This is a genomic window from Pedobacter steynii, from assembly GCF_900103665.1.
Lineage (GTDB): Bacteria > Bacteroidota > Bacteroidia > Sphingobacteriales > Sphingobacteriaceae > Pedobacter > Pedobacter steynii.
This window is the reverse complement of the sequence record NZ_FNGY01000006.1, coordinates 161,520-179,394: the sequence shown is the minus strand read 5'-3', so window position 1 is coordinate 179,394 and position 17,875 is coordinate 161,520. Positions and strand designations below refer to the sequence as shown.

The 17,875-nt window shown below is 42.0% G+C and carries 12 protein-coding genes; 5 read left to right on the top strand and 7 right to left on the bottom strand.

Going from position 1 to position 17,875, the window contains the following annotated elements; genetic code table 11:
- Positions 1-5: 5 nt before the first annotated feature.
- From BLQ87_RS17555 to BLQ87_RS17545, 3 genes are all read right to left on the bottom strand, one after another.
- Positions 6-2,744 (bottom strand): DUF1553 domain-containing protein, encoded by a 2,739-nt coding sequence (locus tag BLQ87_RS17555; protein ID WP_074609984.1) that lies wholly within the window; start codon positions 2,742-2,744, stop codon positions 6-8.
- A gap of 236 nt (positions 2,745-2,980) precedes the next feature.
- Entirely contained in the window at positions 2,981-3,907 is a 927-nt protein-coding gene (locus BLQ87_RS17550) for a TIGR01777 family oxidoreductase (protein WP_074609318.1), read from the bottom strand.
- Between the two features lie 4 nt (positions 3,908-3,911).
- On the bottom strand, positions 3,912-4,406 hold the full coding sequence (locus tag BLQ87_RS17545; protein ID WP_074609316.1) for a hypothetical protein: 495 nt from the start codon (positions 4,404-4,406) through the stop codon (positions 3,912-3,914).
- Between the two features lie 461 nt (positions 4,407-4,867).
- Here BLQ87_RS17545 and BLQ87_RS17540 point away from each other — a divergent pair, with 461 nt between their 5' ends.
- Positions 4,868-5,386: a hypothetical protein gene (locus tag BLQ87_RS17540; protein ID WP_074609314.1), complete on the top strand. Its 519-nt coding sequence runs from the start codon at positions 4,868-4,870 to the stop codon at positions 5,384-5,386.
- Between the two features lie 131 nt (positions 5,387-5,517).
- The gene (locus BLQ87_RS17535) at positions 5,518-5,937 is read left to right on the top strand and encodes a hypothetical protein (RefSeq protein ID WP_074609312.1); all 420 of its coding nucleotides are present in this window, start codon (positions 5,518-5,520) and stop codon (positions 5,935-5,937) included.
- Between the two features lie 103 nt (positions 5,938-6,040).
- Here the strand turns inward: BLQ87_RS17535 and BLQ87_RS17530 are convergent, their stop codons facing one another.
- Positions 6,041-6,772, bottom strand: coding sequence for a tetratricopeptide repeat protein (locus BLQ87_RS17530; protein ID WP_074609310.1), 732 nt, complete (start codon positions 6,770-6,772; stop codon positions 6,041-6,043).
- Entirely contained in the window at positions 6,772-7,341 is a 570-nt protein-coding gene (locus tag BLQ87_RS17525; RefSeq protein WP_074609308.1) for an RNA polymerase sigma factor, read from the bottom strand. The genes BLQ87_RS17530 and BLQ87_RS17525 overlap by 1 nt, the downstream gene beginning before the upstream one ends.
- Positions 7,342-7,486: 145 nt before the next feature.
- Here BLQ87_RS17525 and BLQ87_RS17520 point away from each other — a divergent pair, with 145 nt between their 5' ends.
- From BLQ87_RS17520 to BLQ87_RS17510, 3 genes are all read left to right on the top strand, one after another.
- Positions 7,487-8,476 carry a hypothetical protein gene (locus BLQ87_RS17520; protein WP_074609306.1) on the top strand — a complete coding sequence of 330 codons (990 nt, stop codon included), beginning with the start codon at positions 7,487-7,489 and terminating at the stop codon, positions 8,474-8,476.
- A gap of 97 nt (positions 8,477-8,573) precedes the next feature.
- Positions 8,574-10,574 carry a DUF7849 domain-containing protein gene (locus BLQ87_RS17515; protein WP_074609304.1) on the top strand — a complete coding sequence of 667 codons (2,001 nt, stop codon included), beginning with the start codon at positions 8,574-8,576 and terminating at the stop codon, positions 10,572-10,574.
- Positions 10,562-13,291, top strand: coding sequence for a CHAT domain-containing protein (locus BLQ87_RS17510; protein ID WP_143010469.1), 2,730 nt, complete (start codon positions 10,562-10,564; stop codon positions 13,289-13,291). Before BLQ87_RS17515 ends, BLQ87_RS17510 begins: the two co-directional genes overlap by 13 nt.
- Here BLQ87_RS17510 and glgB read toward each other — a convergent pair whose 3' ends face one another.
- On the bottom strand, positions 13,292-15,283 hold the full coding sequence (gene glgB / locus BLQ87_RS17505; RefSeq protein ID WP_074609300.1) for a 1,4-alpha-glucan branching protein GlgB: 1,992 nt from the start codon (positions 15,281-15,283) through the stop codon (positions 13,292-13,294). It lies immediately after the preceding gene.
- A gap of 24 nt (positions 15,284-15,307) precedes the next feature.
- Positions 15,308-17,779, bottom strand: coding sequence for a glycoside hydrolase family 31 protein (locus BLQ87_RS17500; protein WP_074609298.1), 2,472 nt, complete (start codon positions 17,777-17,779; stop codon positions 15,308-15,310).
- Positions 17,780-17,875 lie beyond the last annotated feature (96 nt).

Sequence of the window (17,875 nt, the reverse complement as noted above, 5' to 3'; positions counted from 1 at the left end):
GGTAATTAATTTTTGGTCACTACTTCATCCAGGTTAAGCATGGCATTGGCTACAATTACCAATGCGGCTTTTTCCGGATTTTTATCTTTATCCCCTGCGCCAAGGATCTCTCCCATCTTTGCAGGATTTTTTTTATAATCATTGAAGGCCTGCAAATACAGTTTATCCAGAATCCGGAGTTTAGGCCCAGCAATGGGGCGATACATCACCCATTGATAGCCTTTACTGATCCTTTGCCCGATATCTTTACCACCTTCCAGCTCCATCCGCTTTGCAAAATGACGTGCCATTTCTATATAAGCCTCGTCATTCAAGGTCACTAAGGCCTGTAGTGGCGTATTCGTACGGATTCTTCTCGGGCTGCAAACCACCCTTTGTGCACCATCAAATGCAATCATCGAAGGATAAGGAGCCGATCTTTTCCAATAGGTATAAATCGCTCTGCGGTACTGATCTTCGCCTTTGGAATTTTCCCATTTGGCACCATTGTAAGGCGAGTTCCAGATTCCTTCAGGCTGCCATGGCATCACCCCATGTCCGTACATTTTGGTACTCAGCACGCCACTGGCCATTAAATGCTGGTCTCTTAACTGTTCTGCACTTAATCGGGTACGTGGACCTCTTGCGTAATAATGGTTAAATAAATCTTTTTCTTTGACCGCTTCCGAAAGTCTGGAATCCTGCCTGTAAGTCGCACTCATTACCATTTCCTTCAGCAGTGCTTTCACACTCCATTTATACTTATGCATTAGCTCCCACGACAAATGATCCAGTAATTCTTTATGTGTTGGCGACATTCCCTGGGTTCCCATGTCCTCCAGCGTCTCTACAATTCCGGTTCCGAACAACTGTTCCCAAAGTCGGTTTACCATCGTCCGTGAAAGCAAGGGATTTCTGGAATCCGTTAACCACATCGCCAGGCCCATCCTGTTTTTAGGTGCATTTTCAGGCATGGCATAACCCAGTGTTTTCGGCACACCAACCTGTACTTCTTTTCCCTTCGTGATCCAGGCGCCCCTTTCAAACACATAACTTTTTCGTTGACGGTTCGCTGGATTTTCTACCATAACCGGAATAGAAGAAGGATTTGAATTCAATAAAGTCCAGAAAGCTGCTTTGTTTTCCGCATAACCCGGTTTAGTCTTACCAGGAAAGGAATCAGAGAAATAAAACCAATCGAAGTATACCGCAAACTGGTCTTTGTTTTTTATCCCCGGATTCTGATAACTCAGGTAAACATCATGAATCCCCGTTTGAGGTTTGATCTCTACCTCTAAATTTTGATATTTATCTCCCGGAGGAACCTTCCATGAAGCGATCACTGGTCCGTTAGGATGGTCCATACGCAGTTGCATACTTCCTCCCGGCGCATTCGAGGAATAGCGGTAAATCATTTGTTTTACCCCCTTCAAATCTACAGCTGAGATTCGCGCCTGTGCATTGTTCTTAAAAAACAAAGCGATATTATTATTGCCGATAACGGCATTCTTCAGGCTGTCTGTAGTCGTTGAATTGATGCTGGGCTGCCCCGTTTTAAGAAATTTATAAATTTCAGCTGCCTTTTCCTGTCCAGCATTTTGCTTTAACCAGGAGGTTAAGCCGGTCAGCTTTCTTTGTAAGGAATCATCATATTGTCTCAATAACGGGTACTCGGATTGCAGGTCTTCATCCCTTGTATTGTTGAAATAGGCCATAAACTTATAGAACTCATCGTGCTTAAATGGATCGTAAGGGTGACTATGGCATTGTACACAGGCAAAGGTGGTACTCAATAAACCTTCCCAGGTCGTATTCACACGATCCAATACCGCAGAAACGCGAAACTCTTCGTTGTTCGTTCCCCCCTCGTCATTGGTCATCGTATTTCTGTGGAACGCAGTGGCGATATATTGCTCATCTGTGGGGTTAACATAGAAATCTCCTGCGATCTGATCGGTAATAAACTGATTATAGGGTTTATCCTCATTAAATGCTCTGATCACCCAGTCACGATACTTCCAAACCTCCCTGCCACCATCAGATTCATAACCTTTAGTATCTGCATATCTTGCGACGTCCAACCACATAGAAGCCCATTTCTCCCCAAAACGAGGGGAAGCCATTAGCGAGTCGACCAGTGCTTCATAAGCTTTATCGTTGTCCTTACTATTGAGATACTGGCGCATCACCTGATCTGAAGGAGCCAATCCAATCAGGTCAAGACTTACCCTTCTTAATAAAGTAGCTTTATCTGCTTCCGCCGAAGGTTTCATTTTTTTCTCTTCCAGCTTTGCATAAATAAATTTATCGATGTCATTCTTTACCCAGTCTTCCGATACATCAGGAATTTCCACTTCTTTTACAGGAAGATAGGCCCAATGATCTCCCCATTTGGCACCCTGCTTAATCCAGCGTTTGAAAAGATCTATTTCCTCTTCATTTAAGGCTTCATGCTGATAAGGCATTCTGAGTTCCGGATCGTTACTGAGTAACCGTTTGATCATTTCACTCCCATCGGGATCCCCGGGAATAATAGCAGGTTTACCGCTTTTAGTCGCTGCCAATGCTTCTTCATGAAACAAGACACTAAAACCACCTTGCTTTTTCACTCCCCCATGACAGGAGATACATTTCTTATTAAGAATAGGTTTGATCTGTGTATTGAAATCCACTTTATCTGAAGAAGGCATCAGGAAAGCACCCAACACCACAACTCCGAAAATAACAAGGATCACAAGCAACTTTTTGCTACGAAATAATTTCATACCGGGAATCATACATTTAGTTAGTTCAGGTAATTTACAAATAGTTCCGGGTTTCTTTCTTTACAAAAACACTTTCAACTACAATAAATAATTAAAAACTAAAGATAGCCGAAGCCAGCTCAAAAACCTTCACGTAGATTCTCCAATACTGACACTATATTGTCCACACAAAATGTGCTATAAACAAATACAGCGTAATATCCTTGATACACCAGATAAATCAATCACGATTGAGATTAAACCCTGATACTCAAAATGTCGTGTACAGCCGGTTTAATTTCCGCGAACTGAAAGGTGAAGCCATTATCCAATAAGCGTCCAGGAGAAACCCAGCGGCTTTTTAAGATCAATTCAGTCTCTGTACCGATTAACCGCACACCAATTTCCAATAACCACTGCGGGCATGGCAAACCGAAAGGAATACCATATGCTTTCCTCATCACTTTCATTAACTCCATATTTTTAACTGCTACCGGTGCCGCACAGTTGATCACGCCTTCCATTTTTTCTTCATCTGTCAGCCATTCTGTACAACGGGCAACATCATGCTCATGAATCCAGGAAACATATTGCTGACCATCCCCCTGCTGACCTCCCAATCCAAGCCTGACCAGATTCAATAGCCTTGGGAAAACGCTGTCATTCCTACCGAGTACTATTCCCATCCTCAAAGCAACCTTTCTCGTGTTTGGCGTTTCAGATTCAAAAAATGCTGCTTCCCATTGCTTACAGACTTCAATAGAGAATCCATATCCCAATTCCCCGTTTTTTTCATCCTGAGCATGGTCTTCCGCATGCCGATAAATGGTCGCTGAGGTCACATTGATCCACAGTCTTGGCGGCTGGGCCATCTTCCCGATTACATTACCAAGCAACCTCGTTGGAATTGTTCTGGAACTGATGATTTCTGCCTGATTTTTAGCGGTATACCGGCAATTGACATTCTTACCGCAAAGGTTAACCAATAAGTCTGCCCCTTCCAATGATTTTACCCAGTCTCCTTCGGCTTTACCATTCCATACTTCTGTCCGGATGTTACCACTGGCAGCCATGGGTTTACGACTTAGAATCAAAACCTCTTCTGCAAGTTCTTTGTAATAGTCTGCGAGCACTTTACCGAGGTACCCATTACCTCCTGCAAGTATTACTTTATGATATTTCATATAATTAAGCTAAAAGAATGATTAAAAGGATGATGATGCGGTAAGCTACCCAGGTCATAGTTAATGTATTTCCAAGTTGCAGGAGTCTGGTTCTCCGGATATGTTCCAGAAACATTATTCCTGCAACGCCCATAAAGTAAAGCGCATAAAAAAGAGCGGGAAGTACCAGATATTGAGCCAGCAGCAAACCAGGCAATAACAACAATGCGCCGGCAAAAGAGATGGTCATCATGTTCCCAAGATAGGTCCATCGTTGCGCGGGAAAAAGAAAACTGATGATGATCCCCTGAAAAATGATTTGTCCGCCACAAATCTGGTATTCCCTGTAAGCATGACCAACAGGCATCAATTCTTTCAATAGTTCTACATAGGCTGTCAATATGAATCCCGTAAAGAACCAGGTGAAAAGAAGAAAGCCAAAACGATAAGCCCATTTTAAAGGTTGCTGAACTCCGAAGTTCCCATCATAAAGCATCAGGTATTTTTTTAGCGTTTCCATATTTACAGGATTTAAATATTTTTACAATTGAGTCCCGGAACCAGCCCCCTTCCGTTTTCTTCTGCTAATTCCACATGCAAATATAACATTATTATTAAACTTTCAATAAATACTGAAAGTTTAATAATAAATAGCAATCCTCTTGAATATTTTTAACCTGTTCCAGCGTACCCAGGTAAGCAATCGCTTTCCCCTTATCATTCAAGATCTTGCAGAAAAACCAAACGTTTTGATATTTAGATACATATCCTTACATTTGTAAAAAAAGAACATGCTTAAGTACCAACATATCCAAATGAACAGCAGCAACCCAGTGGTTTGCCTGCACCGGATAAGCATGGACCTTCCCTTTCTGTCCGGGATCTAATGCCTCTCCAAGATATTCAGCATTACCAATAATCAAAGATTTAATAGCCCTCCGGAAGTTTTAATAACCGGAACAAAAAAAGACAAGTATCCTTATGGACATTTTATATACCACCGAAGAGAAATATCTTGAAGCCATCGACGAGCTAGAGCACGGCGAGCCTCAGAAAGCACTTCATCTAATGAACGAAATTATTCAGATTGATCCGGAATATGCCAGGGCATATTATCATCTGGGAAATATCTATCAGGATAGATTCAAAAACTATCAGACTGCCGGATACTATTATAAAAAATGTATCGGACTGGAACCGGAATTTCCGGATGTTTACCTTCCTTATCTCCGTTTGCTAACCACTTTGGAAATGTCAAAATTAGCAGAACAGATTTTCAGTCAGGCACTCCTTGTAAAAGGCGTATGTAAGTGCTGTATCTACGAACAAATGGGAAACTATGCGGAGCAGGATAAACGTTGGGAGGCAGCAAATGAGTTTTATAAGCAAGCGCTGCTGAGCAGTACCGGCATCGAAGACAAGAGTGCTTTACATGACAACCTTCAACGGTTAAGAGATAAAAAACAGTTGACGCAACATGTCATTTATAATTTCGAATAAAAAAGAGCCTGCAAATTGCAGGCTTTTTTTTCGCCCATATTTATCATACAGCGTTAATGTAACGGCGCTCGTTAATTTCAACTGTAGCGTTTTTTCAAATTGTTCCGTTTATTATTAAAAATCAACAAATTATGAAAAACCTCATACTTGCACTATTAATGGGAAGTGCATTCCTTTCCTGCAAAAAAAAGACAACAGATTCAGAATGTGGCGATAAAATATGTACGGAAGAATTTCGCTCAATAGTTATCAGATTCGTAGACAATAAAGGGATCGGCACCGAAGTCAAAGACGTCAGTGTAGTCAACCAAAGAACTGGCGAAAAGGTGTACGCAAATTCAAGTGCTGCAGCAAACCTTATAGCTGGCGCTCATATAGTGGTAAATGACGGAAATACGAAAAGTCTTTCTGAAGAAGGCGATGATTTAAAAATTACCGGCACATCTGTGGACACCAAGCAGACAAAATCAGCTGTTATCAAAGTACAAGGAGGCAGGTGTGCCTGCCACATCAACAAGGTTTCAGGACCAGAACAGATTATATTCGATTAATATAACCCAATCTTACGAATCTGCATATTCCACATAAAAAAAAGCGCCTGCGTCATAAATCATGACCAGGCGCTTTGAGTACCAGCTCTTTTCCTTAAATATATTATTTCAATTTTCCGATCAGTTCCTTTGCTTTCCCGTAATTGTGATCACCTGCCGGAATCTTACCCAGCCAAACCAGCGCCTCTTGATCGTTCTTTTCTTTCACATAACTTAGTGCAATGTTATACAGGGCATCATATTTAAAAACAGACGTTCCTTCATATAGCTTTAACAACACCTTGCGTGCTTCCTTCTCCTGGCTGTTTTCTATCAAACTAATCCCATAATAATAGGCTACCATTGCCCTTTCGGGATCGGATTGATAAACAGGACCCAATATTTTTGCTGCCCCGGAAAAATCGCCGGTATTATAAAGTGCTGCCGCATCTTCTATTTTTTGCTCGGCACCTGTTCCACGCTCTGCTACGGACATTTCCCTGCTGATCGTATATTTTTCATATAATCCGCCAGACCATGGCGCCCAGACCAATAGTCCGATCACCAACACCGCCGCAATACTGATCCATTTCAAATAGCCGTTCAAAGCCATTATTTTCCCATCCTTCCTGAAATATTCCCCATTCAGTTCCAGTAATCTATTCACTACGGCTTTATCCTGAGCATCAGGTGCGATCTTCATCTTTAAAGTTTGATGGACATCTTTATATTCAGCCAGCAGGCCTTGTAATCCGGCATCTGCTCTGAGTAACACCTCAAAAGCCTGTAGTTCCACTGCTTCCATATCCCCTTCCACATACCGTGCAACATCGGTTAATTTATCCTCGTTAGCCATTATTCTTCCGTTTTAATTGATTGAACCATTTTTATCAGCGAAGCCATACACTCAGATTTCTTTTTGCGCAGGTAACCATAAGTTACTCCAAGTGCTTCCGCAACTTTCTCCTGTGCTTCTCCTTTCATGCTCCAGGAAATGATTTCCTGACAGCGTGCTCCCAGTTTTTCAAATGCACTGTAAAACAAGTCCGATTGTCTGGCCTGATTTTCCAGCTCATCTGCCTGAGCAAAAGTATCTTCTCCGATATGTAATAAATCCTCCTCCGAATTTGTTACCGGTAGAATTGATCTTTTTTTAATCTGGTTCAACCATTTACGTTTACAAACCAATAACAGGTAAGGCTCAAAAGGACAGGTCAGCTCCAGGGATTTGTACTTCCCTTGCCGGTATATATCCATTAAGGCTTCCTGAAAGATATCCGCAGCATCATCTTCGCTCCCATTATTAAAAGTAATCCATGATTTTATTTTATGGGCGCAACGTTTATAGATGTCGTTGATAATGACCGCATCATTATTTACCAGTCCGACAATAAAACGTTGATCTGCATGTATGTTTTTAGCCATATAACGGATTAAATATAAATGATGTCCCTGCTAATTTAAAGTTTCTTTTGACAAGCTGTAAAAAAAAATCATTCCAGGGGGGTAACAATATTTCATCGTTCTTGATATCTATTCGAATCACACAATTATTTAAAATTCTACAGACATGAAAAAGTTCAACCTAATCTCTACGCTATTTATTGCAATCGTTTGTTTAACCATTGCATGTAAAAAAGACAAAGGTACCAACGACGAAGGTATGGTACAAAGTGCAAAAGATTTCACAGCGAAATTCGGCGCCCAGCAACAGACATTACAGATCAATGCTTCGGCATTACCTCAGACCGTTACCCTTGCAGGAGGAACAAAAATCAATTTCCCTGCCGGATCACTCACCAAAGGAGGTGTAGCAGTAACGGGTACTGTAACTGTTGAAGCATATGAAGTATTGAAAAGAAGTACCGTTTTGTTTACCGGTGCAAATACCAACCATGCTTCAGGAGCACCACTTGCCTCCGACGGGTTTATCTTTGTCGACGTAAAATCCAATGGCAGCAGTGTCGATCAAAACCTTGCTGTACCCGTAAAAATATCTATCCCTGCTAAAAGAGAAGGTGCAACCCAACTTTGGATAGGTGTAGATCAGAACGACAAACCACTGGTTGCTGCGGGCAATAATCAAATGGCATGGCAAGCACCAAGACCACAAGCCAATGGTGCAGGCCAAAAAGAAGTAAATGCGACAAATTCAACCTTCACCTTTGACTTTGGAACACTGGGCTGGATCAACTGCGATGTATTCTACAGCTATGCCAATCCTAAAACAACCATCACTGTTGAAGTGAACAACAACCCTGGAACCTTTGCCAACTTCCATGCTTTCAGCGGAGAAACTTATGTTTTCTTTTGTGCCAAAGGAAGTAATGTTGCTGCTCAGTTGTATACTCCTGGTGGAGCGAACAAAGTAAAAAGTTATGACAACATGATGCCAATCGGAGTTCAGGGACGGATGCTCTCTTTCTCTATCAAAGATGGCAAGTTTTACTATGCCTCACAGGAAGTGACCATCAGTGCCGGACAAAATGTAGTCCTCACTTTAGCTGAAACTACAGAATCTGCCGTTCAGGCAGCAATCAATAGCCTCGACAGTTACTAAAAAAAAGCAAGCGCTCCAATACCATCAGATAAGGCCCTTAACAGGGCTTTATCTTTTCTGGTTTTTAAGGATTTTATTGTTAAATTTATTAGCTAAGATGAAAAAACTAGTCTGTATACTCGCTCTGCTCTACTTTGGAAGCGCATTTGCCCAAACACAAATTGTTCCGGCAGATACCGTTCCCGCCATCATCCATTCTAAACAGGAATCTAATGGAATAAAATTCAGCTCCACTTTACGCCCGCTAAGGCAAATCGCAGGAGCTCCGGAACCATTTTACACCTATTTCTGGGAGTTTGGCGATGGCAGTTTTTCATTTGAAAAAGAGCCACTTCACTTTTTCCCAGGCAACGACCTATATCAGGTGAGGCTTTTTGCAACCAATAGTTATGATGATGGCAAACGCCCGCCAACCAGACCGAAACCCTTAAAACCAGGAACCAGCAGACCTGTCCTTGCATCAAACCAGGGTCCATCACTCTTTAAATCCGGCGGATCTATTGAAATGAAAACCAATTGCATGCCTAAACCTGGTGATGATATGATGCTCGTATTGGGCTACAGAAATAAACCAGAGAATGGCATTGCCAATTTAAGCGGAACCATTGCTTTCCTATATAATGATAAGGAGTTCAATAAAGATAACTTTGAACTTGCCGAAGTCCGGAGTTATTACAATGAGAAAAAATCAGCGATAGATAAACATGGTAGCTTTGCAGCGCTAAAACAACAGGCAGAGAATCCATATACCACCTCGCTCAAAGGACCTGCTGCTCCGGCAACGACAAGCCCCGTATTTGATCCGGAAGGCACTGCTTTGATCAAGGAAAAAATGAGCGCTTTTAGAAAAGCTGAAGGCTGGAAATTCCAAAACCTAAAATCCGGACAGGAGAACTTTCTCTTTCTTCATCTAAAAACAACTCCCGAAATGATCAAAGACACCAATGCGGTAGTCAAACTAACAGGTATGTTCATTCCTGACGATGCCCTCGCAGCTACGGAATTTTTCACGATGGAGCTACAGATTGTAGCTTCTCATGATCCGAATAAAATGATGCTGAAAAACAGCAGGATGAATTATCGCTTTACCGGAAAAAACAGAAAACTAACCTATAAAGTTAAATTCCAAAACACCGGTAAAGGACCCGCAAAAAAAGTAGACGTCGGTGTAGCCATTCCTCCAAATCTGGATATTGCCTCCATTGAGGTCATGGATTCAAAACCTAAAATTGTAAACTGTGATTCAGCCTATGTCAATCAAAGCTGCATGGATACCATCAGAACAGCGGATAGCGTTCATTTCGTTTTCAAAAACATCTATCTTCCAGGTTTGCAACAGAAAGGGGTAAACGATGCAGATTCCACGATGGGCTATGTGGAATATAAGATCGGCTTTCTGGAAAAACCTAAAAAACTGCCTTTCAGAAGTGGTGCCGCCATTGTCTTTGACAAGAATGAACCGATCTATACCAACAGAGCTGCAGGAAAATATAAAACAGGCTTGTCGCCGGGAATTATTGCCGGATATGGCTTTCCATTTGAAAGTGGCAACACTCCTTTTTCCGGACAGAAGAACATCACTTTCGGACTGAGCATCGCTCCTTATTCCCCACACCGTTATTTTTTACAGGCGGAGCTGTACATGAATTCCTTTTCAGAAAAAGAATTCCTGATCAAAAGAACACCTGGAAATGGCAGGTTTATCCCCGTTCCAAACAGAAAAGAAGAAAAGATCGACTATATCGATAGCACCGCGAGGATCAGGGTCCTTACGATCAATCTGGTCCCACTGCAGATCAGGCGTAATTTCAATAAGTATTTCGGTGCCGGCATTGGTACCCTGGTTTCCTTTAACCTCGACAAACAAGCCACACCTTTACGGACGATTGTACTCGAAGCCACTGCAACCGGTGCCAGTCCTCCGATTATAAAAAGTTTTAAAAAGATCAGCAGCAGCTTCAATGATTTTCAAAACACGCTCTTTGCTGATATTCAAGTGGGAAAGGTTCATATAGGCCCGGCTATTGGCTTCCGATATTTATATACTTTGCAACATAGCAACAACAGGTTAATCACTTATTTAACGTGGAAGTTCTAATCAGAAAAATGATCAGGGGCAGTCTTTTCGCCTTTTTCTTATTTTCTTCAACATTCCTCGCCGCACAAACGGCCGGGTTGTTACCTGTTCCTACAAAAAACACACTGGACTCGCTAAAAAGAAGCAACAACCTTAGTGATTGGATCTACACCAGAATCGACTATACCCAGGCGCACCCCAGAGAAACCCTCTCGTTCCTGATGAGCAGTACTACGGCTGCCTGGCGTGGTCCAAAATCCACCGAAGAAATGCAAGCCTGGCTATTGCTGCTGAGTCATCAGGGCTACAACCAAATGTATGCAGGAAATATCCTAAACTCCATCAATTGCTATGAACAGGCCTACAATTACTGGCTGGACCATAACGTCAGTATGGATATTTCCGATTTTGTATTAAAACCCTGGGCCAATAATTATACACGGCTTGGAGATTATGAAAAGGCGATTTTTATCCAGCAAAAAACACTGGCCTTTGCCTTGAAAGAACACAATGCAGAACTTGCTGCTTCTACTTATAACAACCTTGGTATTTCTTATCGTTCTATCGGAGATTTCAAAAAAGCACTGGAATGTATTCAATGGGGAAAACAAAAGGTCAAATCAACCTCGCCTATCGCTATTCTTTTAGACAATACCCTCGCAGATATTTACTATGACAAAAAGGAATTAAAGGACGCAGAAGTTGTCATTTCCAGCAACATTGCCCGACAAAAAAACACAATAAAAGATCAGGAAACCGCCTACTGGTTATTGAGCAGTTACATTACCGCTGGCAATGTTCAACTGGCCCTGAAAAACTTACCGCTTTCCACACGTTATTACCAGTTGGCATTAAAAACCAACGATCAGTATTATAAAGGAAACAGGTTACGGGAAAAAGCAAATATCATCACCCAACTAGGGAAAATAAAATTGAAACAGCAACAAGGCAAAGCGGCTTTGAGCTTTTTCAATCAAACCTTAAATACCCTGGGCCTCCTAAATTCCGAGGGGCAGGTCAATCCCGACAAAATCTTTGGCGACAACCGTTTGCAGGATGTGTTTTATCAGCGCTCCCTGGTTTATACACTTTTAGGAGCAGAAAAAGAAGCTCTTCAAAACATCAGATGGTCTCTACTGGCAGGAGATAAAATACGTTTTGAACTCGCTGACGTAAAAACAAAGCAGCGTTTTCAATCGGAAACCAAACAAATGGCCGAGCAAGCAATTGCCATCGCATTTGGATTATTGGAAAAAACCAGGCAGCACCATTATGCAGAAGTCATTCTAAACCTCATGGAACAAACCAAGGCCAGGACGCTATTGGACGACATCAGACGCAACCAGCAACAACTGGCCCTTCAAACCAAAGAGCCCCTGTTTATTCAGAAACAAAACCTGGAAAGTGCCATTGCTTATCAGGAAAAAATAGCATTACAAGATGCCAGAGACATTCGTCATGCCGCAAGAAATAGCGCTGACCTGAAATTTAAACTGGAATATGTCAATAAAAAAATAAGGGAACGTTATCCTGCAATGGCCTGGAATGCAGATGCAGAACTGAATACCCAAACTATTCTGAAAAGATTACCTGCTAAAGCACATTTCGTCGAGTTCTTTTCCGGCAACAGTGCCATTTATGCCATTGAAATCAGCAACAGACAGGTGAAACAAGTGACCAGAATCAATCAGGCCTCAGCAGTAAAACAAGGGATCAGTGATTTTGTAGACACTTATTATAGCCATGGGCCGGAAGCGATGATGAACAACCCAGAAGCTTTTTTTAAGGCCTCTTACCGTTGTTATCAGACCTTAATGGGCGATTTCAGTTTTCGAAAAAATGAGCACCTGATCATTGTTCCTGATGAAGCAATGGGAAAACTTTCTTTTGAAGGACTGATTACTGATCAATCTTACCAGACCTCTATTTCCAAATGGCCATTTCTTTTAAAAAAACAAAGCATAGCATATGCGTTCTCCATCCAAACCTGGATCAACCAAAGCAAGAGAAAGCATAGCAGCTTATCTGAAAAAGAAAAACCGGACAGAGAAAAATTTGCAGGATTATTCATCACCCACCAGGGGAATAACAAACAAGCCATTCCTGCAGTTGCCCTTGAAGCCGCTTCCTTAAAAAGACTGGTTTCCGGCGAATTCTTAATTGACAAAGAAGCGGGTACAAAAGATTTCCTCAGGGCCTTTGAACAGGCAGATGTATTGCACATCAGTACCCATTCTTACCTTTCGGGTGTGCGTAAAGAACCTACTCTTGCCTTTAATGATGACCAGGTATTCTTATTTGAATTGTCGGCCCTGCAAAATGCACCAGGTCTGGTGGTACTCAGCGCCTGCAGAACCGCAGATGGGATGATGGCAGAGGGAGAAGGAATCATCAGCCTAAGCAGAGGTTTCGCTGCAATTGGCACACAAGGCACCATTGCTACGCTCTGGAATGTGAATGATGATGCGGCCGCTAAAATAACCGCAGAGACCTATAAAAATTTATTGAAAGGAAAGGAAATCAGCAATTCCTTACATGAAGCAAAGTTAACCTGGTTAAATAGTCCTCAGCAAAGTGCAAATCAATACCTCCCCTATTATTGGGACGCACTCATCTTTATGGGTTATGACCAAAGCATCAATCTTCCCAAAGCGGGATGGCCTCCGCACTACTATTACATTGCGTTGATCATCGCCGGCCTTACCGCAGCATTTGTATTTTACCGGTTAAAAAAATGATTATTTACCCTGTTTTAAGATGATGGCCCCCAGTGGTGGAATGTTCAAACTGATGGAATTTTCACGTCCATGACAAGCTACCTCCTCAGAGATCATTAATTTTTCATTGTGTTTCCCACTTCCGAAAAACTCCTTAGCGTCCGTATTGAAAATTTCTTTCCATTTTCCTTTAAAAGGTAACCCCACAAGGTAGTGCTCCCGGTATACCGGCGTCATGTTTAAAATCACAATTAAAGTATCCTTTGCTTTGGTTCCCTTTCTAAGATAGATATAGACCGAGTGTGCCGCATCGTCAGCATTAATCCATTCAAATCCCTCATAAGAAAAACTGTGTTCATACAAAGCAGGCTCAGAGCGGTATAAATTATTAATCGCCCGTACTGTTTTCTGCATCCCCAAATGCGGTGCATGCTGGAGTAAATGCCAGTCGAGTGAGCTTTTAAAATCCCATTCATGCGTCTGCGCAAATTCATTGCCCATAAACAACAACTTGGTCCCTGGCTGCGTAAACATATAAGCATATAAAAGACGGAGGTTTGCAAACTTCTGCCACTCATCACCCGGCATTTTATAAATCATAGAAGACTTCCCATGAACCACCTCATCATGAGAGAAAGGCAGCATAAAGTTTTCACTGAACGCATACGTAATGCTAAAAGTAAGCTGATGGTGATGAAACTTACGGTTAATGGGATCATTTTTAAAATACTTCAAGGTATCATTCATCCAACCCATCATCCATTTCATTCCAAAACCTAAGCCTCCGGCATGTACAGGATGTGTTACGCCCGGATAAGTACTGCTTTCCTCTGCAATAGTTTGCACTCCTTCGAAATTACCATAGACCGCTTCATTCAGGTCTTTTAGAAACTGAATGGCGCCCAGATTTTCGCTACCACCAAATTCATTTGTAGCTGCATCTTCTTCCTTTCTCGAAAAATTAAAATATAACATAGAGGCGACAGCATCCACCCTAAGTCCATCAGCATGAAACTGATCCAGCCAATATAAAGCATTACTGATCAGGAAGGAACGAACCTCATTTCTGTCGTAATTGAAGATATAAGACTTCCAGTCCGGATGAAAACCTTTGCGCATATCGGCATGTTCGTAAAGGTGCGTTCCATCGAAATGATAAAGTCCATGTGCATCCCCCGGGAAATGTGAAGGCACCCAATCCAGGATTACGGCAATATTGTTTTTATGCAGCTCATCGATCAGGTACATCAGCTCTTCCGGTGTCCCATGTCTGGAGCTCGCCGCAAAGTATCCGGTAATCTGATACCCCCAGGAAGGAAAATAAGGGTATTCCATGATGGGCATTAGCTCCACATGCGTAAAACCCATGTCCAGAATATAAGGAACCAGGCTTTTAGCAATCTCTTTATAGGTCAACACCCTTTTAGGTTCCGCCGGATCTCTTTGCCAGGACCCTAAATGCAACTCATAAACAGACATCGGCTGATTTAAGGCATTCAGCTTTGGGCGTTTCTTTAGCCAGGGCTTATCTCCCCATTTATAATCAGTATCCCAAATTACTGAAGCCGTTCGTGGCGGATGTTCCCAGCGTGTAGCAAAAGGGTCTCCTTTCTGAATGTCTACCCCATCAAAACCTTTGATGGCATATTTATAGACTTCCCCCTTTTTTAAATCCGGTATAAAGCCCTCCCAGATACCGGAGGCATCCCAGCGTTTATTTAAGTGATGTGCGGTCTGATCCCATTTATTAAAGTTCCCCACCACACTCACCTCTTGCGCATTGGGCGCCCAAACGGAAAAATAAGCACCATCCCTTTCATCGATCTTCAGGAGATGTGCTCCCATTTTCTCGTACAAACGGAAGTGCTTACCCGAAATGAATAATGAAATGTCAAAATCAGTAAACAAGCTATGCAGCCAGACACTTTTGCTGCGTTCTTCTAAAACAGGAGTGGTCTCGATCTTTTTACCGGTTACTTTCTTACTGGAACTGCTTTTACCTGATGTGCTCATTAAAATGATTTTAACTAGTTTACATTATTCACCGTATACCTTAATCGTCATAAAATTCTTGTTGGATTTAAAGCGCAAACAATTGCGTTCATCCATATGAAAATCCAATACATCTTGTTCATCCACCGTGATCTTCTTCACTTTAAACGGTATTCCGATGATGTTATAATTGTAGAGTTCATAATTAGGCGTGTAAAGTCCGTCTACACTCTGCTCAATCTTTAATTTCTTTTGATCTCCCTTAACGCTGAATTTCTTCTCTGAATAGATGTCCTGCTCATAAGCAAAGGTATCTCCATGGTCTTCATAAAGGAAAGAATTCACTTCGTAGTCCGAATAATAGATGTTTAACAATACTTCATCTACATTCTTCTCTCCTACATATTGCATCACCGGATATTCAGGAATCACAGATCCTGCACGTACAAACAGTGGCATATGATCTAAAGCAGCCTCGATATTGTGCTCGCTTTCCCCGTTCAGCACTTCATGTGTCCAGAAGTTATACCATTTTCCCTTAGGCAAATATACAAGGCGGGAAGTTGCTCCCTGTTCCAAAACCGGGCAAACCAGTATTTTATCCCCAAAGGTGAACTCATCCTGACGGAAATGATTGCTTAAATTTTCCTGTTCCAACATCACCAAGGGTCTCAGAATCGGGAATCCATAACGGTGATGTTCCCAGAAAACAGAGTACAGATAAGGCATCAAACGATATCTTAACTCTATATAGGTCCTGTTAATACTTGTATAAGGTTCACCAAAGCTCCAGGGCTCTCTTTCGGCAGTATCTCCGGCAGAGTGGGCACGCATAAACGGAGAGAAGGTCCCCAGCTGAATCCAGCGGGTAAACAATTCTGCATCCGGCTCTCCGCTAAAACCTCCGATATCAGTTCCACAGAAAGGAACGCCCGATACAGACATCCGCTGACACTGGATATTCCCTAATTTCAGGTGTTCCCAGGTTGCGACGTTATCCCCTGTCCATACACAACCATACCGTTGCATTCCGGAATAACCCGCTCGGGTGATCGTAAAGGGACGTTTATTGCGCATCAGTTTTTTCAAACCATCATAGGTTGAACGTACCATTTGCATCCCATAAACATTATGTGCTTTACGGTGTGATCCGCGGTAACCATCAAAATTATGTCTTACGTCATTTGGAAATGTTCCCGCACCAAATACGGCAGGCTCATTCATATCGTTCCAGACACCAGCTACGCCAATATCCACCAGTTCCTTATACAAATTACCCCACCATTCCCTTACTGTTGGGTTGGTGAAATCCGGGAACTGACATCTGCCAGGCCAAACATGGCCTTCCATAAAATAATCATCACTCCTTCGGCAGAAGTAATTGTTTTCTTTACCTTCTTTAAATACCCAGTAATTGTCGTCCACTTTAATTCCCGGATCAATCATCACAACGGTTTTAAAGCCATCATCCGCCAGTTCCTTGATCATTCTTTTAGGATCAGGGAAATAGTTTTTGTTCCAGGTAAAGCAACGGTAACCGTCCATATAATCGATATCCAGATAAATGGCATCGCAAGGGATATTTCTGGACCTGAAACCATCGGCAATTTCTTTCACCTTCTTCTCAGGATAATAACTCCAGCGACATTGATGATAGCCCAATGCCCATTTAGGTGGCATAGGGTGAGTGCCCGTCAGCGTCTGATATCTTTTCACCACGTCCATCATGTGTGGGCCATGGATATAATAGTATTGCAGCTCTCCACCATCGGCCCAGAAGCTGGTCTTTTGGTTGTCTTCTTTTCCAAAGTCGAAATAAGAACGGAAAGTATTGTCAAAGAAAATCCCGTATGCGGCCTGCTGATGCACTCCCAGATAAAAAGGAATCGTCCGGTACAAAGGATCCTGATCCCATCCAAAAGAATAAGCATCCGTATTCCAGTTTTGGAAATGGCGCCCCCGGAGGTTCATATTTCCTGATTTATCTCCTAAACCATAAAAGTTCTCTTCGGGTAAGCATTTTTTAGTAGCATATACATAATAACCACCAAATTCTATATTTTCTTCCCAGTGCATTGGCGATTCATCTTCGCTCATCACCATCTGGCTCAGTTTTTCCGTAAAAGAGATGTGGAAATCGTCTTTTCTGATCTTACAGGTTATGGTATTTGTAGAAATGGCATAATGGTCTTCCAGTTCTTCCATTTTAAAAGTCGTCACCTTCTGGTCTACTACCGGAACGGCATAAGAGAAATCATCTAAAAAAACACCATGTGGTGCCAGTCTCACTCTGATGATCTCATCGCTCACCACCCTGATCTCTACCCTTGCATCACCATCAGAAAAGTAAAATTTATTCCCATCTTTTTTGACCTTTTGTACTGCTGAGAGGTATTTCTTAACAATAGGCTTCAGGTCGGTAACAGGATTATTCAAATGTTGTACTGTCTCTTCAACAATTTCCTGAATTATGCCATCATCCTTTATTTCTTTCCCGTGTTCGTTTTGTTCTTCCATGAAAATCGTTTAAGTAAAAATAGCAGATCAATAGATCGTGTAATCTGTACAACTAAGGTGTTAAAATTTATATGAAAACCAAAGGATTATTTTGCA

What these genes read in the sequence shown, in the direction of transcription:
- BLQ87_RS17530 (WP_074609310.1), bottom strand. Translation starts at nt 6,772, where the DNA reads ATGGCTAACGAGGATAAATTAACCGATGTTGCACGGTATGTGGAAGGG.
- glgB (WP_074609300.1), bottom strand. Translation starts at nt 15,283, where the DNA reads ATGAGCACATCAGGTAAAAGCAGTTCCAGTAAGAAAGTAACCGGTAAA.
- BLQ87_RS17550 (WP_074609318.1), bottom strand. Translation starts at nt 3,907, where the DNA reads ATGAAATATCATAAAGTAATACTTGCAGGAGGTAATGGGTACCTCGGT.
- BLQ87_RS17500 (WP_074609298.1), bottom strand. Translation starts at nt 17,779, where the DNA reads ATGGAAGAACAAAACGAACACGGGAAAGAAATAAAGGATGATGGCATA.
- BLQ87_RS17545 (WP_074609316.1), bottom strand. Translation starts at nt 4,406, where the DNA reads ATGGAAACGCTAAAAAAATACCTGATGCTTTATGATGGGAACTTCGGA.
- BLQ87_RS17540 (WP_074609314.1), top strand. Translation starts at nt 4,868, where the DNA reads ATGGACATTTTATATACCACCGAAGAGAAATATCTTGAAGCCATCGAC.
- BLQ87_RS17535 (WP_074609312.1), top strand. Translation starts at nt 5,518, where the DNA reads ATGAAAAACCTCATACTTGCACTATTAATGGGAAGTGCATTCCTTTCC.
- BLQ87_RS17555 (WP_074609984.1), bottom strand. Translation starts at nt 2,744, where the DNA reads ATGAAATTATTTCGTAGCAAAAAGTTGCTTGTGATCCTTGTTATTTTC.
- BLQ87_RS17515 (WP_074609304.1), top strand. Translation starts at nt 8,574, where the DNA reads ATGAAAAAACTAGTCTGTATACTCGCTCTGCTCTACTTTGGAAGCGCA.
- BLQ87_RS17525 (WP_074609308.1), bottom strand. Translation starts at nt 7,341, where the DNA reads ATGGCTAAAAACATACATGCAGATCAACGTTTTATTGTCGGACTGGTA.
- BLQ87_RS17520 (WP_074609306.1), top strand. Translation starts at nt 7,487, where the DNA reads ATGAAAAAGTTCAACCTAATCTCTACGCTATTTATTGCAATCGTTTGT.